At 69.8% G+C, this 17,948-nt stretch carries 17 protein-coding genes and 1 pseudogene; 13 read left to right on the top strand and 5 right to left on the bottom strand.

Going from position 1 to position 17,948, the window contains the following annotated elements:
* Nucleotides 1-217 precede the first annotated feature (217 nt).
* Genes ACQPWU_RS21910 through ACQPWU_RS21900 form a run of 3 tightly spaced genes read left to right on the top strand, consistent with a single transcriptional unit; the run spans nt 218 to nt 1,703 of the window.
* Nucleotides 218-559 carry an ArsR/SmtB family transcription factor gene (locus tag ACQPWU_RS21910; RefSeq protein WP_433442843.1) on the top strand — a complete coding sequence of 114 codons (342 nt, stop codon included), beginning with the start codon at nt 218-220 and terminating at the stop codon, nt 557-559.
* Nucleotides 559-1,287 carry a cation transporter gene (locus ACQPWU_RS21905; protein ID WP_433442841.1) on the top strand — a complete coding sequence of 243 codons (729 nt, stop codon included), beginning with the start codon at nt 559-561 and terminating at the stop codon, nt 1,285-1,287. The genes ACQPWU_RS21910 and ACQPWU_RS21905 overlap by 1 nt, the downstream gene beginning before the upstream one ends.
* A complete protein-coding gene (locus tag ACQPWU_RS21900; protein WP_433442840.1) occupies nt 1,284-1,703 on the top strand; it encodes a DUF3703 domain-containing protein in 420 nt (139 codons plus the stop codon). Before ACQPWU_RS21905 ends, ACQPWU_RS21900 begins: the two co-directional genes overlap by 4 nt.
* Here the strand turns inward: ACQPWU_RS21900 and ACQPWU_RS21895 are convergent.
* Complete coding sequence (locus tag ACQPWU_RS21895) at nt 1,690-2,415, bottom strand: alpha/beta fold hydrolase (RefSeq protein ID WP_433442838.1); 726 nt, start codon at nt 2,413-2,415, stop codon at nt 1,690-1,692. The genes ACQPWU_RS21900 and ACQPWU_RS21895 overlap by 14 nt on opposite strands.
* A gap of 213 nt (nt 2,416-2,628) precedes the next feature.
* Here ACQPWU_RS21895 and ACQPWU_RS21890 point away from each other — a divergent pair, with 213 nt between their 5' ends.
* On the top strand, nt 2,629-3,546 hold the full coding sequence (locus ACQPWU_RS21890; RefSeq protein ID WP_433442836.1) for a helix-turn-helix domain-containing protein: 918 nt from the start codon (nt 2,629-2,631) through the stop codon (nt 3,544-3,546).
* 28 nt (nt 3,547-3,574) lie between these two features.
* Here the strand turns inward: ACQPWU_RS21890 and ACQPWU_RS21885 are convergent, their stop codons facing one another.
* Nucleotides 3,575-4,096, bottom strand: a complete 522-nt coding sequence (locus ACQPWU_RS21885) for an NUDIX hydrolase (protein ID WP_433442834.1) — start codon at nt 4,094-4,096, stop codon at nt 3,575-3,577.
* Nucleotides 4,097-4,614: 518 nt separating this feature from the next.
* Between ACQPWU_RS21885 and ACQPWU_RS21880 the strand changes: the two genes are divergently transcribed.
* From ACQPWU_RS21880 to ACQPWU_RS21840, 9 genes are read left to right on the top strand one after another with little or no spacing between them, the layout of a single operon-like run.
* Complete coding sequence (locus tag ACQPWU_RS21880) at nt 4,615-5,535, top strand: substrate-binding domain-containing protein (RefSeq protein WP_433442832.1); 921 nt, start codon at nt 4,615-4,617, stop codon at nt 5,533-5,535.
* Nucleotides 5,536-5,556: 21 nt separating this feature from the next.
* Nucleotides 5,557-6,609, top strand: a complete 1,053-nt coding sequence (locus tag ACQPWU_RS21875; RefSeq protein ID WP_433442830.1) for a galactitol-1-phosphate 5-dehydrogenase — start codon at nt 5,557-5,559, stop codon at nt 6,607-6,609.
* 2 nt (nt 6,610-6,611) lie between these two features.
* Nucleotides 6,612-8,117, top strand: coding sequence for an FGGY-family carbohydrate kinase (locus ACQPWU_RS21870; RefSeq protein ID WP_433442828.1), 1,506 nt, complete (start codon nt 6,612-6,614; stop codon nt 8,115-8,117).
* Complete coding sequence (locus tag ACQPWU_RS21865) at nt 8,114-9,052, top strand: sugar-binding transcriptional regulator (protein ID WP_433442826.1); 939 nt, start codon at nt 8,114-8,116, stop codon at nt 9,050-9,052. Before ACQPWU_RS21870 ends, ACQPWU_RS21865 begins: the two co-directional genes overlap by 4 nt.
* On the top strand, nt 9,049-10,545 hold the full coding sequence (locus ACQPWU_RS21860; RefSeq protein ID WP_433442824.1) for a sugar ABC transporter ATP-binding protein: 1,497 nt from the start codon (nt 9,049-9,051) through the stop codon (nt 10,543-10,545). Before ACQPWU_RS21865 ends, ACQPWU_RS21860 begins: the two co-directional genes overlap by 4 nt.
* Nucleotides 10,542-11,549 carry an ABC transporter permease gene (locus ACQPWU_RS21855; protein WP_433442822.1) on the top strand — a complete coding sequence of 336 codons (1,008 nt, stop codon included), beginning with the start codon at nt 10,542-10,544 and terminating at the stop codon, nt 11,547-11,549. The genes ACQPWU_RS21860 and ACQPWU_RS21855 overlap by 4 nt, the downstream gene beginning before the upstream one ends.
* Nucleotides 11,542-12,462, top strand: a complete 921-nt coding sequence (gene deoC, locus ACQPWU_RS21850) for a deoxyribose-phosphate aldolase (protein WP_433442820.1) — start codon at nt 11,542-11,544, stop codon at nt 12,460-12,462. Before ACQPWU_RS21855 ends, deoC begins: the two co-directional genes overlap by 8 nt.
* 14 nt (nt 12,463-12,476) lie before the next feature.
* Entirely contained in the window at nt 12,477-13,898 is a 1,422-nt protein-coding gene (locus ACQPWU_RS21845; RefSeq protein ID WP_433445264.1) for an aldehyde dehydrogenase family protein, read from the top strand.
* Complete coding sequence (locus ACQPWU_RS21840) at nt 13,804-14,763, top strand: aldehyde dehydrogenase family protein (RefSeq protein ID WP_433442818.1); 960 nt, start codon at nt 13,804-13,806, stop codon at nt 14,761-14,763. The genes ACQPWU_RS21845 and ACQPWU_RS21840 overlap by 95 nt, the downstream gene beginning before the upstream one ends.
* A 270-nt stretch (nt 14,764-15,033) precedes the next feature.
* Here ACQPWU_RS21840 and ACQPWU_RS21835 read toward each other — a convergent pair whose 3' ends face one another.
* The 3 genes and pseudogenes from ACQPWU_RS21835 to ACQPWU_RS21825 all read right to left on the bottom strand — a co-directional run bounded on the left by ACQPWU_RS21835 (nt 15,034) and on the right by ACQPWU_RS21825 (nt 17,846).
* On the bottom strand, nt 15,034-15,786 hold the full coding sequence (locus ACQPWU_RS21835) for a sulfite exporter TauE/SafE family protein (protein ID WP_433442816.1): 753 nt from the start codon (nt 15,784-15,786) through the stop codon (nt 15,034-15,036).
* A 172-nt stretch (nt 15,787-15,958) separates the two neighbouring features.
* Nucleotides 15,959-16,622, bottom strand: a pseudogene (locus ACQPWU_RS21830) (SDR family NAD(P)-dependent oxidoreductase).
* 429 nt (nt 16,623-17,051) lie between these two features.
* Entirely contained in the window at nt 17,052-17,846 is a 795-nt protein-coding gene (locus ACQPWU_RS21825) for a hypothetical protein (RefSeq protein ID WP_433442814.1), read from the bottom strand.
* Nucleotides 17,847-17,948: the final 102 nt, after the last annotated feature.

Below are 17,948 nucleotides of genomic sequence, written 5' to 3'. Positions count from 1 at the left end.
GGCACGCGCCGCCGGGCCGGGCCACAGGCGCGTGCAGGGGACGGAAGCACTCTAGAGGAGGGCTGCGAAGTCCTCCTCAGCGCATGCCACTTGGTAGCCGCTGTTGGACCGCATGCCGCGTGTTCGACGGCTCTGTAGGACCAGCGTGGATCACGGCCACTCCGGACACTCGAGTACAGAACTTCCTGAATTCAGGGATTCGTGTACTCTCAAGGTCATGCTGACGATGGCCCCCGAGATCGAGGTGCTCGCCCGGTTCGGCCGCGCCCTGGCCGACCCGATCCGCTGCCGCATCCTCATCGCCCTGCGCGAGGCGCCGGCGCATCCTGCCGATCTCGCCGAGCTGCTCGGCGTCTCCCGCACCCGGCTGTCCAACCACCTGGCCTGCCTGCGCGACTGCGGCCTGGTCGTGGCGGTCCCGGTCGGCCGGCGCACCCGCTATGAGCTGTCCGACCCCCGGCTGGGCCACGCCCTGGACGACCTACGCACCGCGGTGGTCGCGGTGGCCGCCGGCACCGACCGCACCTGCGCCGAAGCCGCCGACAAGGACTGCTGCTGATGGCCGGCGCCGGCCTGGACCTCGGCCCCACCCCGGCCCGGCGGGCCGCCCTGCGGCACCGCATCCGGCTCCTGGTCGCCGCCACCATCACCTACAACGTGATCGAGGCCGCCGTCGCCATCACCGCCGGCACCATCGCCTCTTCGGCCGCGCTGATCGGCTTCGGCCTGGACTCGATCGTCGAGGTCGCCTCGGCCGCCGCCGTGGCCTGGCAGTTCTCGGCCGCCGACCATGAGCGCCGGGAGAAGACCGCTCTGCGCGTCATCGCGCTCTCCTTCTTCGCGCTGGCCGCCTACGTCACGTACGACGCCGTCCGCGCCCTGCTCGGCGTCGGGACGGAAGCCGGACACTCCACCCCCGGCCTGATCCTGGCCGCCGCCTCGCTGGTGATCATGCCGTTCCTGTCGGCAGCCCAGCGCCGCGCCGGCCGCGAGCTCGGCTCCGCCTCCGCCGTCGCCGACTCCAAGCAGACCTTGCTCTGCACCTACCTGTCCGCCGTGCTGCTGGCCGGGCTCGCGCTCAACAGCCTGTTCGGCTGGTCCTGGGCCGACCCGATCGCCGCCCTGGTCATCGCCGCCGTCGCGGTCAAGGAAGGCCGCGAGGCCTGGCGCGGGGACGCCTGCTGCGCTCCCATCGCCGCCACCGGCGAACAGGAGCGGGCGGCCCAGCACTGCGCCGACGGTTGCTGCGGACCCACGACGACTCAACCGGACGGAACGACCTCATGATCGGCCTTATGGGGCCCGCCCAAGTGCGCACCGCCTACCGCGCCGAGATGCGCGCGGCCCGCATGGCCACCGGCTCCGAGCTGCGCCGGCGGCGCCTGGAACGGGCGCACATCCTCTCCCAGCCCTGGCCCTGGCCGCACACCCGCAACCACGTCGCCATGTTCGCCCTGACAGTCCGGCAGCGGGACCGGCGCGAAGCATTCGGCCAGGTCCTTCGCATCATCGTGGCAGCGCGTTGGGCCGCTATCCCGAGGGCAACTACTGCCAGCCGCGATCTCCGCTTGATCACTGATCGCGACTCCGCGGATCTCAAAGATCTGAACCTCGAACAGGCACTGGTTGGGTGGGAACTGGGGTGCCCTGGTCGGCGTCACCGCGGCATGTTGGCGCCGAGTGAGCGGGTCAGCCGAGCTTGAGCAGTAGTTCGGCGAGTTCGACCGGCATGGTGATCATGCAGTCGTGGCCGGTCTCCAATTCCCACACCTGTGCTGGGGTGCCGTTGGGCTGTATCGCGGGGACGGGTCGACGGGCGATGCCTTCCGGCACGCCGACGGTGCAGTGGATGTGCGTCCGAGGGATCGTGTTCACGGCCGGGTTGTCCAGCCGGACCGGTTGTTGAAGGCAGCGCACCGGCTGATCCGACAGCATCGTGCGCAGCCAGGCGACGTCCGCCGGGTCGGTGACCCCGAACAGACCCGAGGGCGGCGGCAGCTCGGGGAGCGGCGGAACCCGCCAGCCACTGTCGGACTTCACGGCGAGGTCGATCAGGGCCTGCGTTATGGGTTGGACATCGGCCGCGCTCTCACCGTCCTCCGGGACCATCGCATCGAGGTAGACCAAACGTGCGATCCGATCCGGGACCTGGTTGGCCACGGACGAGATGACCAGCCCACCGTAGCTGTGTCCCACGAGTACCACCTCGGTGAGGTCTTCCTCGATGATCAGACTGACGATGTCATCGACGTGCGTGTCAAGCCCCACCTCGCGGCTGAGCAGATGCGCCTTGTCGCCGTAGCCGGTCAGCGACGGCGCGACCACCCGGTGTCCGGCCGACGCCAGCAGCGGGACCACCCGTTCCCAGCACTGTCCGCTATGCCAGGCACCGTGTACCAGCAGATATGTTGACATGGTTTCGCTCCTTGCTGTGCTTGTCCGCGTTGGGGCCGCGGAAGGACGAGGACCACCAGCCCGAGTTCGCCGGCGTCGTCGGTGGGGGTGTAGCCGTGGCTCGGTGGGCCGCTGACCAGGCTGCCGCCCGGGCTCTGACGGAGCCAGGGCCCCTGCGATCCTGGGGGTGACAGGACCAGGCACGCGCGCAGTCGCGCAAATTACAGTGGAGAGATGAGCGACGAATCGAACCTGTTGGGCGATTACGTGCGCGCCCGCCGTGAGCTCGTCACTCCTGAACAGGTCGGTATCCCCGTCTTGGGGGTACGGCGCGTGCCGGGCCTGCGCCGGGAAGAGGTCGCGATGCTCGCCGGCATCAGCGCCGACTACTACCTGCGCCTGGAACAGGGCCGCGACCGCAACCCCTCGGCGCAGGTCCTCGAGTCCCTCGCCCGCGTGCTGCAGCTCGACGACGACGCGACGGCATACCTGCTACGCCTTGGCGCCGGCAAACCCCGACGGCCCCGGCGCCGGCCCCGGAAGGAGACCGTCCCTCCGGGCGTCGCCAAGCTCGTCGCCACGCTCCCGCTACCCGCATACGTCGAGGGCCGCTACTTCGACGTCCTCGCCGCCAACGCCTTGGCGACCGCTCTGTCACCGCGCCTCGTGGCGGGAGCCAACCGCCTGCGGGACGTATTCCTCGACCCCGCCGAACAGGCCCTCTACCCGGACTGGGAGAACGCCGGCGCGGGCATGGTCGCCGGCTTCCGCGAGTCCGTCGGCACTGACACGGACGACCCCCGATTCATCGAGCTCGTCGGCGAGCTCTCCCTCGCCAGCCACCGCTTCAGCCAGCTCTGGGCCCGCCACGACGTAAAGGCGTGCGAAGGCGCAGCGAAGCACATCGACCACCCCCAGGTCGGTGGCCTCCAGCTGAACCGCGAGAGGCTGGGCATCGGCGGCGCGGCAGGCCAGATGCTCGTCGTCTACCACCCGGACCCCGGCACTGACAACGCCGACAAACTGGCACTCCTCGCCTCCGCCATGCAGACACCGGCTGCGCCCCCAGGCACAACCGCCAACGAACAGGTACGAGCGGATGCCAACCGCGGTGAGTCTGTCCGCCGACCAGTGGCCGACGAGGATCGGTAGCCACACGACTCGGGCGCTGAGCCCACGGTCATCCAGACGTTCCCGCCACACCTGGCAAATGCCACGGCAGCGCGACCGGCTGAGCTGGAAGATTCCCCTGCAGCAGGCGCTCCATCAGCTCGGCCAGGCCCACCGGAACGATAATCTCTGCTGCCGACCTCAGCTCCGTAACCGTCCACCACTCAAAGCGGTCAGTCACCTGCCGTTCTTCTTCGTCCATGCCAGAGGTGTCCACCTCCAGCCCGCTGACGCGAAGGGAGAAGTAGGAATCCACTGAGCTGAACGTCTCACCGCCTAGCGACCATGTTCCCGAACTGATCGCGACGACCGGTCCAAGGGCTGAGGGAGCGACGGCATACCCCAGTTCCTCTCGAAGTTCGCGTGCGGCGGCCTGCTGCAGGCTTTCACCAGGATCAACAGCGCCCCCCGGTGTGAACCAGGCGTAGTAAGGATCCTCAACCTGAAGCAGCAGCCCGCGATAGACCAGGAGCCGATCGACGTCATCCACCAGCAGCACGCGAGCGGTCGCCCGGTAGATCATCTCGCTCATGAACAAGATCCTAAAGCGGCCCAGTGACTACGACCACTAGGGCGCTTTGATGAACCGATTGCGGGTCAGGATCAAAGACAAGCGGGTGTGTGCGCTGGTCAGGGCGTTCCTGAAGTCCGGAGTCGTGACGGCTGACGGGGATGGTGGCAACACCGACACCGCGTCCGGGGCCGACCCCACGACCGTCGCCATCACCTCGGCGGTTCGTAATACACCGCCAAGGCCCCCTGGGCGGACGCGCAGCGCGGCACCGGCCGGCGGAGCCGCACGTCCGATTCGGCGGCCCGGGAGCGCGTACAACCCCTATCACCTGCGGAAACCCGCGGCATGGGCCAAGGCCCCGGACGATCACACTCGAGATTTGCTCATATGAGCAAAATCCGGCTCAAGTGTTGCAGGCAGGTTAATACCCGACTTACGGTGCGTTATCTACGCCACATACGGAGGCCCATATGCGTGGATTCCGGCCGCTCTCAATTCCTATCCTCCTCCTGGTCACCGCCTTGTCCGCATGCTCGGTGTCCGCCACTCCCGGCGGATCCGCCGAGGGCACCGGCCGGCCGGCGGACGGTCCCGTCGCCATCGGCTTCAGCCAGGCGACCCAACAGTCCCCCTTCTACGTCCAGCTCCGCGAAGGAGCGGAGGCTGCCGCCAAGAAGGCCGGTGCCACGCTGTACTTCGCCGACGCGGGCGGCGACGTCACCAAGCAGAACAACGACATCCAGGACCTCATCACCCGCCAGGTCGACGTCTTGCTCGTCAACCCGGTCGACCCGCAAGGCGTGCAGCCCGGTATCGCTGCGGCCAAGGCGGCCGGCGTCCCCGTCGTGACCGTGGACCGACCGGTGCCCGAGGGCGCGGTCGCGCATGTCGGACGCGACAACAAGGCGATGGGCGCGCTCGTCGGCAAGCGGCTCAGCGAGCAGCTCGGCGCCAAGGGCGGCAAGGTCATCGAGATCCGCGGTGACGCCGGCGGCGCCGTGGCACGCGACCGCAGCGCGGGTTTCCACGAGGCCGTGGCGGCCAATCCCAACATCAAGATCATCGAGGGCCCGTACTCGGACTACGTGCGCTCTAAGGCGATCACCGCGATGCAGGACCTGCTCCAGGTCCACCCTGACGTGGCCGCCGTCTACGCGCACAACGACGACATGGCGCTCGGCGCGTTGCAGGTCCTCAAGGAGAACGGCAAGGACAAGGTCCTGGTCTCCGGGGTCGACGGGCTCATGGAGGCGGTCAAGCAGATCCCCGCCGGCCAGTACGTGGCCACCGCGCTCAATGACCCCATCTCGCTCGGCACGAAGGCCGTGGAGACGGTGCTCAAGGTTCAGAAGGGCGAGAAGGTCGACCCTTCGATCGACGCGGGCACCGCGCTGATCGACACGGACAACGCGGCTCAGTACGCCGGGACCGGCGAATTCGCCGGGGCCTCTAAGTAAACCAAGGAGAAAGGCGACAGGATGTCGGAAACCATGCAGGCCGCGGTGCTCCACGCTCCCGGCGACATCAGAGTCGAGCAGGTGCCCGTGCCCGAACCAGGCCCCGGCGAAGCGCTCGTCCGTGTCGCGGCCTGCGGGGTTTGCGGATCGGATATCCCGCGCATGCTGCACGCGGGGGCCTACCATTTCCCGATCATCTGCGGCCACGAGTTCTCAGGACACGTGGTACGCCTCGGCGACCGCCTGGCCGCCACCGGCCGGGTACGCGAGGGCGACCTGGTCACCGTGCCTCCGCTCATCCCCTGCCACAAGTGCGCCCCCTGCAGCCAGGGCCACTTCAGCCTGTGCAAGGACTACGGCTACTTCGGCAGCCGCAGGGACGGGGCGTACGCGCAATTCGTCACCGTGCCGGACGAGAACCTCATGGTGTTGCCCGCCGATCTCGACCCACGGGCCGCGGCCATGCTCGACCCGGCCGCGATCGCGCTGCACGCCCTGTGGCGCACCAGGATGCGCGGCGGCCACCGAGTGGCGGTGGTGGGCGCCGGCCCCATCGGGCTGTTCGCCGTGCAGTGGGCCCGGATCGCCGGGGCGTCCGAGGTGCTCGTGATCGAGCTGAACGACCAGAAGGCCGCCATGGCGACCGAGGCCGGCGCCACGCACACCGCGACAAGCGCGAAGGCGGCGGCAGAGCTGGCCGGTGACGGCTACGACGTGGTCATCGAGTCCGCGGGCGCGCCCGCCACGGTCGACCAGGCCGTGGCGCTGGCGGCCAGGCACGGCGAGGCGGTGTTCATCGGCATCCCGCACGAGCCCGTGGTGCTGCCGAAGTCCACGTTCAGCTCGTTCCTGCGCCGCGAGGTCACCCTGCACGGCGCCTGGAACTCCTTCTCCGCGCCGTTCCCCGGGGAGGAGTGGCGGGTGGCGGCCAGGGCGCTGGCCTCGGGCGACCTCGCGTGGAAGTTCATGATCACGCATGAGCTGGGGCTGGACGCGCTGCCCGAGACCATGGCCAGTCTCGGTGACCGGTCGATCTTCAGCTCCAAGGTCCTCTTCCTGCCGAACGAGGAGTGACGATGACTGCTTTCCTCGCTCTCGATCTGGGAACCGAAGGCGCGCGGGCCGCGGTCTACAGCGTCGAGGGCTCGCCGATGGGGGCGGGCGACGCCTCGTACCCGACCAGTTTTCCCCGGCCCGGGTGGGCCGAGCAGGACCCGGACGACTGGTGGCGGGCGAGCGTCCACGCGGTGCGACAGGCGCTTGACGAGGCGGGGAACCCGCCCATCGCCGGAGTCGCGGTGGCGACCACGGCCTCGACGGTGGCCGTCCTGGACCGGCACGGGCGCCCGCTGCGGCCGGCCCTGCTGTGGATGGACGGCCGGGCGGGCGAGGAGTCGGCGCTGACCGCGCGGACCGATCACTCGGTCCTGCGCTACTCCGGCGGCTGCGACGCGGTGGAGTGGCTGGTGCCCAAGGCCATGTGGCTGGCCCGCCACGAGCCCGAGACCTACCGCGCCGCCGCACGCATCACCGAAGCGGTGGACTACATGGTGTGGCGGCTCACCGGGCGGTGGGCCGGATCGCGGATGAACGCGGTCTGCAAGAGCAACTACGACCCCCGCGGCGCGGGCTCCCCGCACGACCTGTACGAGTCGCTCGGCATCGGCGACCTGGGCAGCAAGCTGCCGGACCACATCGTGCCCGTCGGCGACCCGGTCGGGCCACTAGGCGCCGGGGCCCGCGAAGAGCTCGGCCTCACCGGCCCCGCCGTAGTCGTGTCCGGCGGGATCGACGCGCACCTGTCGCTGCTCGCCATCGGCGGCGCACCCGAAGGCCGAGTGTCGATCGTCTGCGGCACGTCCAACGCGTTCGTCACGGAGATCGACGAACCGGTCTTCCCGCCCACCGTCTGGGGGCCGTACCCGGACGCGCTGCACACGGGCCGCTGGCTCGTGGAGGGCGGCCAGGTGAGCGCGGGCTCCGTGCTGGCCTGGGCGGGCGAGAGGCTCATCGGGCGGCCTCGGGCGGAGCTCGGTGGGCTCATCAAGGCCGCGGCGGCGCTGCCGCCTGTCGATCATGGCCTGATCGTCCTGGACTATTTCATGGGCAACCGCACGCCGCTGCGGGACGCGCGCCTGCGGGGCGCGGTGCTCGGGCTGACCCTGGCCAGCTCTCCCGAGCAGGTCTACCGGGCGGCCGTGGAAGGCGTCGCGTACGGCACCCGCCAGGTCATCGACTCCTTCACCGACGGCGGGATCGCCGTGGACGAGGTCTTCCTCTCGGGCGGCATCCGGCACAACGAGCTGTGGCTCCAGACTACTGCGGACGTCCTCGGGCGACCGGTTCACCTGGTCGCCGGTGACAATCTCACGCTGCGCGCCTGTTCGGTGCTCGCCTCGGTCGGCTCTGGGTGGCACACCTCGCTGGCGGAGGCGGCGGCACAGTACGCGCCCCGGGTCCGCACAGTGGAACCGATCGCCGAGCACGTGGAGGCGTACCGGACCGGCTACGCCGACTACCGCGCGGCCACCGCCGCCACGACGGGGATATCCCACCGGCTGAGCGAAAGGTCCGGCTCATGACCGACGACGACCAGCTCTACCAGGTGGCCGTCCGCTACTACGAGAGCGGCGAGACGCAGGAGCAGATCGCCCACGCGATGCACCTGACCCGCTGGAAGGTGGGCCGGATGCTCGCCGAGGCGCGCGAGGTCGGCATCGTCCGGATCGATGTACTGCATCCGCGTTCCCGGGTGCGTACGTTGGAGCGGTCAATCAGGGAGCGGTTCGGGCTGCGGGACGCCATCGTGGTGGCGAACGGGGGCGGCGACGACGAGCAGTTGCGCGACCGGGTGGCCGCGGCGGGAGCCGACCACCTGACGGAGATGCGGCCCGTGCCCCGGCTGATCGGGGTCTCCTGGGGGCGCACGCTCGACCGGCTGGCCGGCGGGCTGGCCCCCGGCTGGGCGACAGGCGTCAACGTAGTGCAGATCAACGGCGCGCTCAGCCGCTCGCGGCAGCCGACCAGCGCGCACAGCATGGCGAGCCTGATCGCCCACCACGGCGGCGGCACCGCGACGATGCTGACCGCGCCGGCGATCCTGGAGCAGGAAAGCACCCGGGCGGTGCTGGAGAACGACCGAGCCGTCTCCGACGTGCTCGCCCTGGCCACGCGGGCGGACCTGTTCCTGTTCAGCCCGGGCAGCATGGGCAGCGACTCGGTGCTGGTGGACTCCGGCCAGATCGACGCGGACGACCTCGCGAGGCTCGCGCGCGCCGGCGCGGTGGGCGACGTGCTGGGCCGCTTCATCGACGCGCACGGCCGGATCGTCGATCCCGGCCTGAACGGGCGCACGCTCGGCCTCTCCTTGGACGTCCTGCGCTCGGCCACCACCTCGGTCGCGCTGGTCAGCGGCAAGGCGAAGCGGGCGGTGTGCCGGGCCGTCGTGACGAGCGGCCTGTGCGACGTCCTGATCACCGACGACCAGAACGCGGCTCACCTGCTGGAGGAGTCATGACCGGGACCGCCGAACGGCTGCGCATGACCGGCATCGTCAAACGCTTTCCCGGCACCGTCGCCCTGGACGGCGTGGAGCTGAGCGTCCGCCCCGGCGAGGTGCACTGCCTGCTGGGCGAGAACGGCGCCGGCAAGAGCACGCTCATGAAGATCCTGTCGGGCTCGTACCAGCCGGATGAGGGGACGATTCTGCTGGACGGGCAGCCCTTCAGGCCCGCCACCCCGCACGCTGGGCTGACGGCCGGCATCGCCGTGATCTACCAGGAGCTCGACCTGCTGCCCGACCTCACCGTGGCGCAGAACCTGCTGCTGGGCAGGGCGCCGCGGCTGGGCCCGTTCGTCCGGCGGGCGCGGCGGGCGAAGCTGGCCCGCGAGGCGCTGGAGCGGGTGGGCGCCACCTTCCCGGTCACCAAACCGGTCAGGGAGCTGCCGATCGCGGCCCAGCAACTCACCGCCATCGCCAAGGCGCTGACCGCCGATGCGCGCGTCATCGTCATGGACGAGCCCTCCGCCACGCTCGGCGAGAGCGAGCTGCTCGCCGTGTTCGAGGTCATCCGGTCCCTCACCGCGGAGGGGCGCTCAGTGATCTTCATCTCTCACCGGATGAACGAGGTGATGGAGATCGGCGACCGCGCCACGGTGCTGCGCGACGGCCGTACGGCCGGCGTCTACGACCTGGCCTCGACCGGCCCCGACGAGATCGTGGCCGCCATGATCGGCGAGGCGAGTGAGCTCGTGGGCGCCACGGACCGGCCCGCGCCCGAGGGCGAGCCCCTGCTCAGCGTCGAGCGGGTTCACGTGCCCGGGCTGCTCGACATACGCGACATCGAGGTGCGGCCCGGCGAGGTCGTCGGGCTCGCCGGGCTCGGCGGCGCGGGACGGACTACCTTGCTGCGCGCACTCTTCGGCGACCTCAAGGCACACGTCGTGGCCCGGCTGGACGGCCGCCCGCTCAAGGTCTCCGGCCCGGCCACGGCCGTGCGCGCGGGACTGGCACTCGTACCGGAGAGCAGAAAGGAGCAGGGACTGATGCTGGGCCTCTCCGTGAGCCGCAACGCCGCGATCGGCGCGCTCGGCCGTTCCCCATGGTTGCTGCCCGGCCGGCTCGGGCGGCGCCTCGCCCAGCCCGCGCTCGCCGACCTGGGCGTCAAGGTGGCCAGGCCCGGCCAGCTCGTGGGCCAGCTCTCCGGCGGCAACCAGCAGAAGGTCGTGCTAGCCAAGTGGATCACCCGCGGCGGGATCAGGGTCCTGCTGCTGGACGAACCCACGCGCGGCCTGGACGTCGGCGCCAAGGCCGACCTCTACCGGCAGGTGCGCCACCTCGCCGACCAGGGCGTGGCCGTGCTGCTCGCCAGCAGCGAGCTCAACGAACTGACCGCGAACGCCGACCGGATCCAGGTCCTGTACGAGGGTCGCAACGTCGCGCGTTTCGACCCCCGGGTCAGTCCGGAAAGCGTCATCGCGCACACCGTCATCACAGGAGCCACACCATGACCGCATCCATCGGATCCACGGTGACCTCGACCGCCGGCCAGGAACCCGGCGCCCGATCGCGCCGCGGCGCCGACCTGATCGTCAAGTCCAACCTGCTGCTGGTCTTCCTCGCCTTGTGCGTGGTGGCGTCACTGCTGGCCCCGCAGTTTCTGACCGGCCGCAACATCGCCAACCTGCTGCAGCAGTCGTCGCTGACCGGAATCGTGGCCATCGGCATGACCATGGTGGTGCTGACGGCGGGGATCGACCTGTCGGTCGGCAGCGTCGCGGCCTTCGGCGGGATGACCATCGCCCTGCTCATGGCTTCGGGCGTGCCGGTCGTACCGGCGATCCTGCTCAGCGTCGCGGCCGGCGCGGTGTTCGGCGCCATCATGGGAGGCCTGTCGGCCTATCTGTCGCTGCCGTCGTTCATGACCACGCTGGCCGGGCTCACCGCCGTACGCGGGCTCACGTACCTGCTGACCGACGGCAAGCCCGCGGAGAGCGGCGGCTCAGAGGCGTTTCAGCTGCTCGGTGGCGGGTTCATGGGCTATGTGCCGATCGTCGGGATCATCTTCGTCGTGATCACCATCCTCGCCGCCGTGGTGCTGCGCGGCACAACGTTCGGCGAGTACGTCTACGCGGTCGGCAGCAACAAGGAGGCCGCGCGGCTCTCCGGCCTGCCCGTGCGCGGCATGATCACCACCGTGTTCGCCGTGTCCGGCGCGCTGGCGGCGCTGGCCGGGGTGCTGCTCACCTCCCGCCTGACCGTGGGCCAGCCCACCGCCTTCAACGGCCTGGAACTGGACGCGATCGCGGCCGTGGTGCTCGGCGGCACGAACCTGTTCGGCGGACGGGGCGGCGTGTTCGGCACGTTCGTGGCGGTGCTGCTGCTGTCGGTGCTACGTAACCTGTGCAACCTGCTCGGCCTGGGCTCCTTCTTCCAGATGGTGGTGACCGGCCTCATCTTGCTGGTCGCCCTCGTCCTCAACATGCTCATAGAGAGGCGTGGCGCTCGTGCCTGACACCATCCCCGGCTCGTTGCGGGCCTACCTGCACGGACTGCCAGGCGTCGACGAGGTCGGCGTGCGCAGGCGGGCCGCCGACCTGGCCACCCGGTCCGTCAAGACCACGGCCAAGCGGCGGGCGATCGACCTGGCCATCAGGATGGTCGACCTGACCACCCTCGAAGGGGCGGACACACCAGGCAAGGTGCGCGCGCTGGCGGCCAAGGCCATGCGGCCCGATCCAGCCGACCTCACCGCTCCCCCGGTCGCCGCGGTCTGCGTGTACCCCGACATGATCGCGGTGGCCGCCCAAGCTCTGGCGGGCAGCGAAGTCGGGCTCGCCTCGGTCGCCACGGGCTTCCCCGCCGGGCGCACGTCGCTGGAGGTGAAGCTGGCCGACACGGCCACGGCGGTGACCGCGGGAGCGACCGAGATCGACATGGTCATCGACCGGGGGGCGTTCCTGGCGGGCGACTACCACAAGGTCTTCGACGAGATCACGGCCGTCAAGGAGCACTGCGGTCAGGCCCATCTGAAGGTCATCCTCGAGACCGGCGAACTGGTCACGTACGACAACGTACGGCGGGCGTCCTGGCTCGCGCTGCACGCCGGGGCCGACTTCATCAAGACCTCCACCGGCAAGGTCACGCCCGCCGCCACCCTGCCGGTCACCCTGGTCATGCTGGAGGCCGTCAGGGACTACCGGGCCGCCACCGGACGGCAGGCGGGGGTGAAGCCGGCGGGCGGCATCCGTACGACCAAGGACGCGATCCGCTACCTGGTGCTGGTCAAAGAGATCGCGGGGGATGACTGGCTGAATCCGGCATGGTTCAGGCTCGGCGCCTCGACGCTGCTGAACGACCTGCTCATGCAGCGGACCAAGCTCGACAGCGGCCACTACAGCGGGCCCGACTACTACACCATCGACTAGGGAGAGGCGTGGAGATCTTCGAATACGCGCCCGCGCCGGAGTCACGATCCATCGTGTCCATCCGGCCGTCGTACGACCTGTTCATCGACGGCGAGTTCGTCGAAGCCAAGAATGACGAGCGCATCATCACAGTCAACCCGGCCGACGAGGAGCCGCTGGCCGAGGTGGCCGCCGCCGGCGACGCCGACGTGGAGCGCGCCTTCGCCGCGGCGCGGCGGGCGTTCGAGCGGGTGTGGTCACCCCTGCCGGGCGCCGAGCGCGGCAAATACCTGTTCCGGATCGCACGCATCATCCAGGAACGCGCCCGAGAGCTCGCCGTGCTCGAATCGCTGGACAACGGCAAGCCGATCAAAGAGACCAGGGACATCGACCTGCCGCTGGTCGCGGCCCACTTCTTCTACTACGCCGGCTGGGCCGGCAAGCTGGCGCACGCAGGGCTCGGCACCAGGCCATTGGGCGTGGCCGCACAGGTCATCCCCTGGAACTTCCCGCTGCTGATGCTCGCCTGGAAGATCGCGCCCGCGCTGGCCACCGGGAACACGGTCGTGCTCAAGCCCGCGGAGACCACCCCGCTGACCGCCTTGGCGTTCGCCGAGATCTGCCAGGAGGCCCAGTTGCCGCCAGGCGTGGTGAACATCGTGACCGGAGCCGGCGCCACCGGCCGGGCCGTGGTCGCACACCCAGGCGCCGACAAGGTGGCCTTCACCGGCTCAACCGAAGTGGGCAGGGAGATCGCCCGCGCGGTCGCCGGCACGGGCAAGCGGCTCACCCTCGAACTGGGCGGCAAGGGCGCCAACATCGTCTATGACGACGCCGCGATCGACCAGGCCGTCGAGGGGATCGTCTCCGGGATCTTCTTCAACCAGGGCCACGTGTGCTGCGCAGGCTCGCGGCTGCTGGTACAGGAATCGATCGCGGAAGAGCTGCTGGCGAAGCTGCGAGCCCGCATCGAGCGGCTGCGCCTCGGCGACCCGCTGGACAAGAACACCGACATCGGAGCCATCAACTCGGCAGCGCAGCTCGCCAGGATCCGCGAGCTCGCTGTCATCGGCGAGTCGGAGGGCGCCACAAGTTGGTCGCCATCCTGCCCCCTCCCGGAGCGCGGGTACTGGTTCCCGCCCACCGTGTTCACCGGCGTCACGCAGGCGCACCGGATCGCCCGCGAGGAGATCTTCGGGCCGGTGCTGTCGGTGCTGACCTTCCGCACCCCGGAGGAGGCCGTGGCCAAGGCCAACAACACGCCCTACGGGCTCTCCGCCGGGGTTTGGACGGAGAAGGGCTCCCTGATGCTCTGGACCGCGAGCCGGTTGCGCGCCGGTGTGGTGTGGTCCAACACCTTCAATGTGTTCGATCCGGCCAGCCCCTTCGGCGGCTACAAGGAGTCCGGTTACGGCCGCGAGGGCGGCCGACACGGGCTGGAGGCATACCTTGGCTGACATCCCCCCGCGCATCACCGTGCGCAGGACGTACAAGCTCTACGTCGGCGGCGCGTTCCCACGCTCGGAATCAGGCAGGTCTTATCCCGTGACGTCCTCGGCAGGGGTCCACCTCGCCAACGCCGCCCAGGCATCCCGCAAAGACGTACGCGACGCCGTGGTGGCGGCCCGTAAGGCGTTCCCTGGCTGGTCGGGCCGCACCGCCTACAACCGCGGCCAGATCCTCTACCGGATCGCCGAGATGATGGAAGGACGGCGGGCCCAGTTCGCCGAGGAGATCGCCACGGCAGAAGGGGTGAGCCCGGCCAAGGCCCAGTCGCTCGTGTCGGCGGCCATCGACCGCTGGGTCTACTACGCCGGGTGGACAGACAAGATCGGCCAGGTGCTGGGCGGAGCAAACCCGGTGTCCGGCCCGTTCTTCAACCTCTCCGAACCCGAGCCGACGGGCGTCGTAGGCGTCCTCGCACCCACCGGCGCCCCACTGCTCGGGCTGATCTCGGTGCTCGCACCCGTGATCACCTCCGGCAACACGGTGGTGCTGGTGGCGAGCGAACGCGCCCCACTGCCTGCCATCACGCTGGCCGAAGTGCTGGCCACCTCGGACCTGCCGGCAGGCGTCGCGAACATCCTGACCGGCCGCCTGGCTGAGCTCGCTCCGCCGCTGGCCGGCCACGCCGACGTGAACGCCCTGGATCTGGCCGGCGCAGGGACTCTCGCGGCCCAGCTGGAGACCCTGGCGGCGACCACACTCAAGAGAGTCCTGCGGCCCACCGAAGACGGCGACTGGAACGACCCTGATCCCGGCCTGTCCCGCATCAGACCCTTCCTGGAGATCAAGACGGTCTGGCACCCGATCGGCCGATGACCCGCAACTCGGGGCTGCCCCACCGATTGTGAAACATCCCCAGGGCCGCTCCTGGCGGCGGCCGTCCACGGCGCCATCGTCGGCTTCCGCCGCCCGGGCCAGGTCGACCCGATCCTGGCCGCCGACCGCCTGCAGCTCGACGAGGCCGACCTGGCCCACCTAGAAGGAAGGAGCTGACCCGGTAACCACCACCAGCCTCACTCCCGGCGATCGAATGCGCCGGACTCGGCCACATGGGCGGCGCGGCGGCCGTACCACGCAACCTTGGCCTTACGACCTCCCGTGGACCAGCAGGAACACGCCAGAGGCCACCAGGGCAATCTCTACCACCGCGACGAAGACACCGACCGGCATCCGATCGACGATCTGCTTCCCGAGCCAGGCCCCGGCAATGCTGGGCGGCACAAGCACAAGCCCGACCAGACCCGTCGAGACGGTCAGCAAGGCCACGGCGCCGAAGACGACGAGCTTGGTGATGTGCACCATCAGCTGGGCGGCGGCATCGGTGCCGATGTAGGCGCCGCGCACCAGGCCGCGCGCCAAGAAGAACGGTGTGATCAAGGGGCCGAACGAGCCCACCAGACCGGATCCGAGACCCGACAGTCCGTTCATCACCACGAACACCGGATCTGGCACGTGGACGGCGGCCGGGCGCAACCGCCGCCACAGCACCAGGGCCAGCAGGAAGCCGCCGATGACCCGCGTGTGAGTGTCCAGCGGCGTGGCCGTCACCAGCAGGCTTCCGGCCACGGCGCCGGGCACGCCTCCGAGGCAGCAGACACCCACCAGCCGGCGGTCGATCTCGGTCCGGTTGAACCACGCCCGGCCGCCGTTGCTGGCCAGTTGGGAGATGGTGACCACCACGATCGCGTTTCGTGGGCCCAGAGCGGTGACCAGGATCGGCACCATCAGCACCCCGCCGCCGAAGCCGGCCACCCCCGACAGCACCGCACTGCCGAAAGCCGCCGCGACCAGCAGCACCATCTGGACAGCGGACGGCAGCGTCACCATCACCTGCGTCACGCCCCACCCCCATCCGCGACAGCAGCCCTGCACCTGCTGGGTGAGCGGATACGCCACAATATGTCATATTGCCCTCACACTTTGTAGCGGGCACGCCGACCCAGAGAACTCCGTCCATGCAGCTCAAGCCGCTAGCGGCGGGCACCGCGTGGCGATGGACCAGCCGAAAAGGTCAGAAGAAGCCGCCGTCGGCGGCCAAGGTGCGGCCGGTGAGGTAGGAGGCGTCGTCACTGGCCAGGAAGGCGTACGCGGCGGCGATCTCGTCCGGCTCCGCCAGCCGGCCCAGGGCCGTCTGCGTTCGGATCCAGGCGTCCGCGGTCAGATCGAGATCCGGGTGTACATAGCTCTGGGCGTTCTCCGCGGCCATGTCGGTGGCGGTGCCGCCGGGCGCGATGGCGTTGATGGCGATTCCCCGCGTGCCGAGCTCGGCGCAGAGGTTGAGCACCATCGCCTCCACGGCCGCCTTGCTGGCCGCGTACAGGGTGTGGTGGAAGACCGCGCGGGAGGCGGAGACGGAAGAGGTGAGCACGATTCGGCCGCCCGAAGTGCTCGATTCCGGCGCAGGAAGCCAGCACGTCCAGATGCCCGAACGCGGCGACGGCCTCCTCCATCAGGCGGCGGATCTGCTGGGGGTCGATCGCGTCGGCCTGCACGGCGATCGCCCTGGCGCCGTCGCCGGCGAGGCGGGAGACAAGGCCGTCGGCTGCTGCTCGGTCAGCGCGGTAGCCGATGGCCACACTCGCGCCCTCGTCCGCCAGCCGCCGCGCGACCGCCGCCCCTATCCCCCGGCTGCCGCCGGTGACCACGGCCACCTTGTTCTCGAACCGTCGGTTCATCCGGCTCCCACCCCCATGGATCGAGTGCCCTTGACTCGAGGGGATGCGACGGGGACTCTGCGTGTCTTGGCCGAGCTTTGCCGACAAATTCCAGCTGCGGGACACCGGGGGCGGCCGTCACGCCGGTGGGTACTGCATTCGAACCAGTGACCCCTCGATTGTAAGAGTAGCCATTCGATCACTGGAGCAGGCGCATTTGCTCCTCAGGTCCACAAAAGGTAGCGGGTCAGCTGCGCAGCCGTGCGCCCGGTGCCAGGGACCATGATGTTTGCTCCCCTTGGCCATTCACGGCTCGGCCCGTTCAGGTCAGCGTGCAGCCGTGTTGCACTGGGCAGTAAGCCTGTTCGGCGTTCGAGCTGACCTCGACGTCACACCGTACGTAGTGCGCATCTTCCCGCAGTGTGTCCGGATGCGTACTCGGTGACCGTGTCACGTGGAGGGGACCGACACGGCCGGGGGCGCGTCGAGGTCGTGGGCGGAACGGGCCAGCCAGACCACGGCCAGGACACCGGCGACCGCCACGACGTCGTCGTAGACCTCAAGCGGCACTCCGCTCAGCCTGCCCGCCATCGTGAGCACGGCGGGCAGCACCAGAGCGAGGATGCCGTACTTGACGGTGGTCCGCTGGAAGCGGTTGTTGTCCCACTGCGCCCGCAGGACCAGCACGTTCCAGATCAGGGACGCCAAGCCGGCGACCAACGCGAGAGCTCCGACTGCCTGCCCGGACAACGCCAACCCCAAGCCGACGGCGGCGCATCCGTATCCCAGGGTGCCGCTGACCCGCAGGACGAGGACATGTCTTCGGGTGCGTCCCACGACCGGAGAGAGCAGGAGCACGACCCCGAGCATCGGCACGAACGTCACCACCGCTCCCCACGAGGACCAGGTCGTCAGGAACGGGTTGAGCAGGGTTGACGCCGCCGCGACGTACAGCGCCACGCGCAAGCGCCGTGTGTCTCGGTCCTGCTCCGCCGGCGGCCCGGTCAGCGGCCCGCGCAGGAACTCCCACAACGCCCAGGCCACCACCAATCCCGCCAGGGTCAGCAGGAGCACGTTCGGCCACGTCACCTGGATGCTCGCGTCCGGTGCCGCGAACAACGTCATCCACCACAACGCGCCGAGGTCGCCGGCGGCCAGTGCGACTACCACGGCGACGGCCAGCGCCGAGAGGTAGACGCCTGTGACTATGAGGGCGGGAACGCCTAAACGGTGACGACGGAGCACGTGACACTTCCCGGAGGAGAGAAGGGGGGCGGGACGCCTCACCCTAGCGAGCCGGGCACGCGCAGTCATGTGCGGGCCTCCCCGGAGGTCGGCGTGACGATC

This window comes from Nonomuraea sp. CA-141351 (assembly GCF_050944675.1).
Classification (GTDB): domain Bacteria; phylum Actinomycetota; class Actinomycetes; order Streptosporangiales; family Streptosporangiaceae; genus Nonomuraea.
Note: the sequence above shows the minus strand (reverse complement) of the source record. Positions and strands in the feature narration are given on the sequence as shown.

What these genes read in the sequence shown, in the direction of transcription:
- ACQPWU_RS21895 (WP_433442838.1), bottom strand. Translation starts at nt 2,415, where the DNA reads ATGTCAACATATCTGCTGGTACACGGTGCCTGGCATAGCGGACAGTGC.
- ACQPWU_RS21860 (WP_433442824.1), top strand. Translation starts at nt 9,049, where the DNA reads ATGACCGGGACCGCCGAACGGCTGCGCATGACCGGCATCGTCAAACGC.
- ACQPWU_RS21840 (WP_433442818.1), top strand. Translation starts at nt 13,804, where the DNA reads ATGTGTTCGATCCGGCCAGCCCCTTCGGCGGCTACAAGGAGTCCGGTT.
- ACQPWU_RS21870 (WP_433442828.1), top strand. Translation starts at nt 6,612, where the DNA reads ATGACTGCTTTCCTCGCTCTCGATCTGGGAACCGAAGGCGCGCGGGCC.
- ACQPWU_RS21900 (WP_433442840.1), top strand. Translation starts at nt 1,284, where the DNA reads ATGATCGGCCTTATGGGGCCCGCCCAAGTGCGCACCGCCTACCGCGCC.
- ACQPWU_RS21905 (WP_433442841.1), top strand. Translation starts at nt 559, where the DNA reads ATGGCCGGCGCCGGCCTGGACCTCGGCCCCACCCCGGCCCGGCGGGCC.
- ACQPWU_RS21910 (WP_433442843.1), top strand. Translation starts at nt 218, where the DNA reads ATGCTGACGATGGCCCCCGAGATCGAGGTGCTCGCCCGGTTCGGCCGC.
- ACQPWU_RS21885 (WP_433442834.1), bottom strand. Translation starts at nt 4,096, where the DNA reads ATGAGCGAGATGATCTACCGGGCGACCGCTCGCGTGCTGCTGGTGGAT.
- ACQPWU_RS21875 (WP_433442830.1), top strand. Translation starts at nt 5,557, where the DNA reads ATGTCGGAAACCATGCAGGCCGCGGTGCTCCACGCTCCCGGCGACATC.
- ACQPWU_RS21890 (WP_433442836.1), top strand. Translation starts at nt 2,629, where the DNA reads ATGAGCGACGAATCGAACCTGTTGGGCGATTACGTGCGCGCCCGCCGT.
- ACQPWU_RS21865 (WP_433442826.1), top strand. Translation starts at nt 8,114, where the DNA reads ATGACCGACGACGACCAGCTCTACCAGGTGGCCGTCCGCTACTACGAG.
- ACQPWU_RS21855 (WP_433442822.1), top strand. Translation starts at nt 10,542, where the DNA reads ATGACCGCATCCATCGGATCCACGGTGACCTCGACCGCCGGCCAGGAA.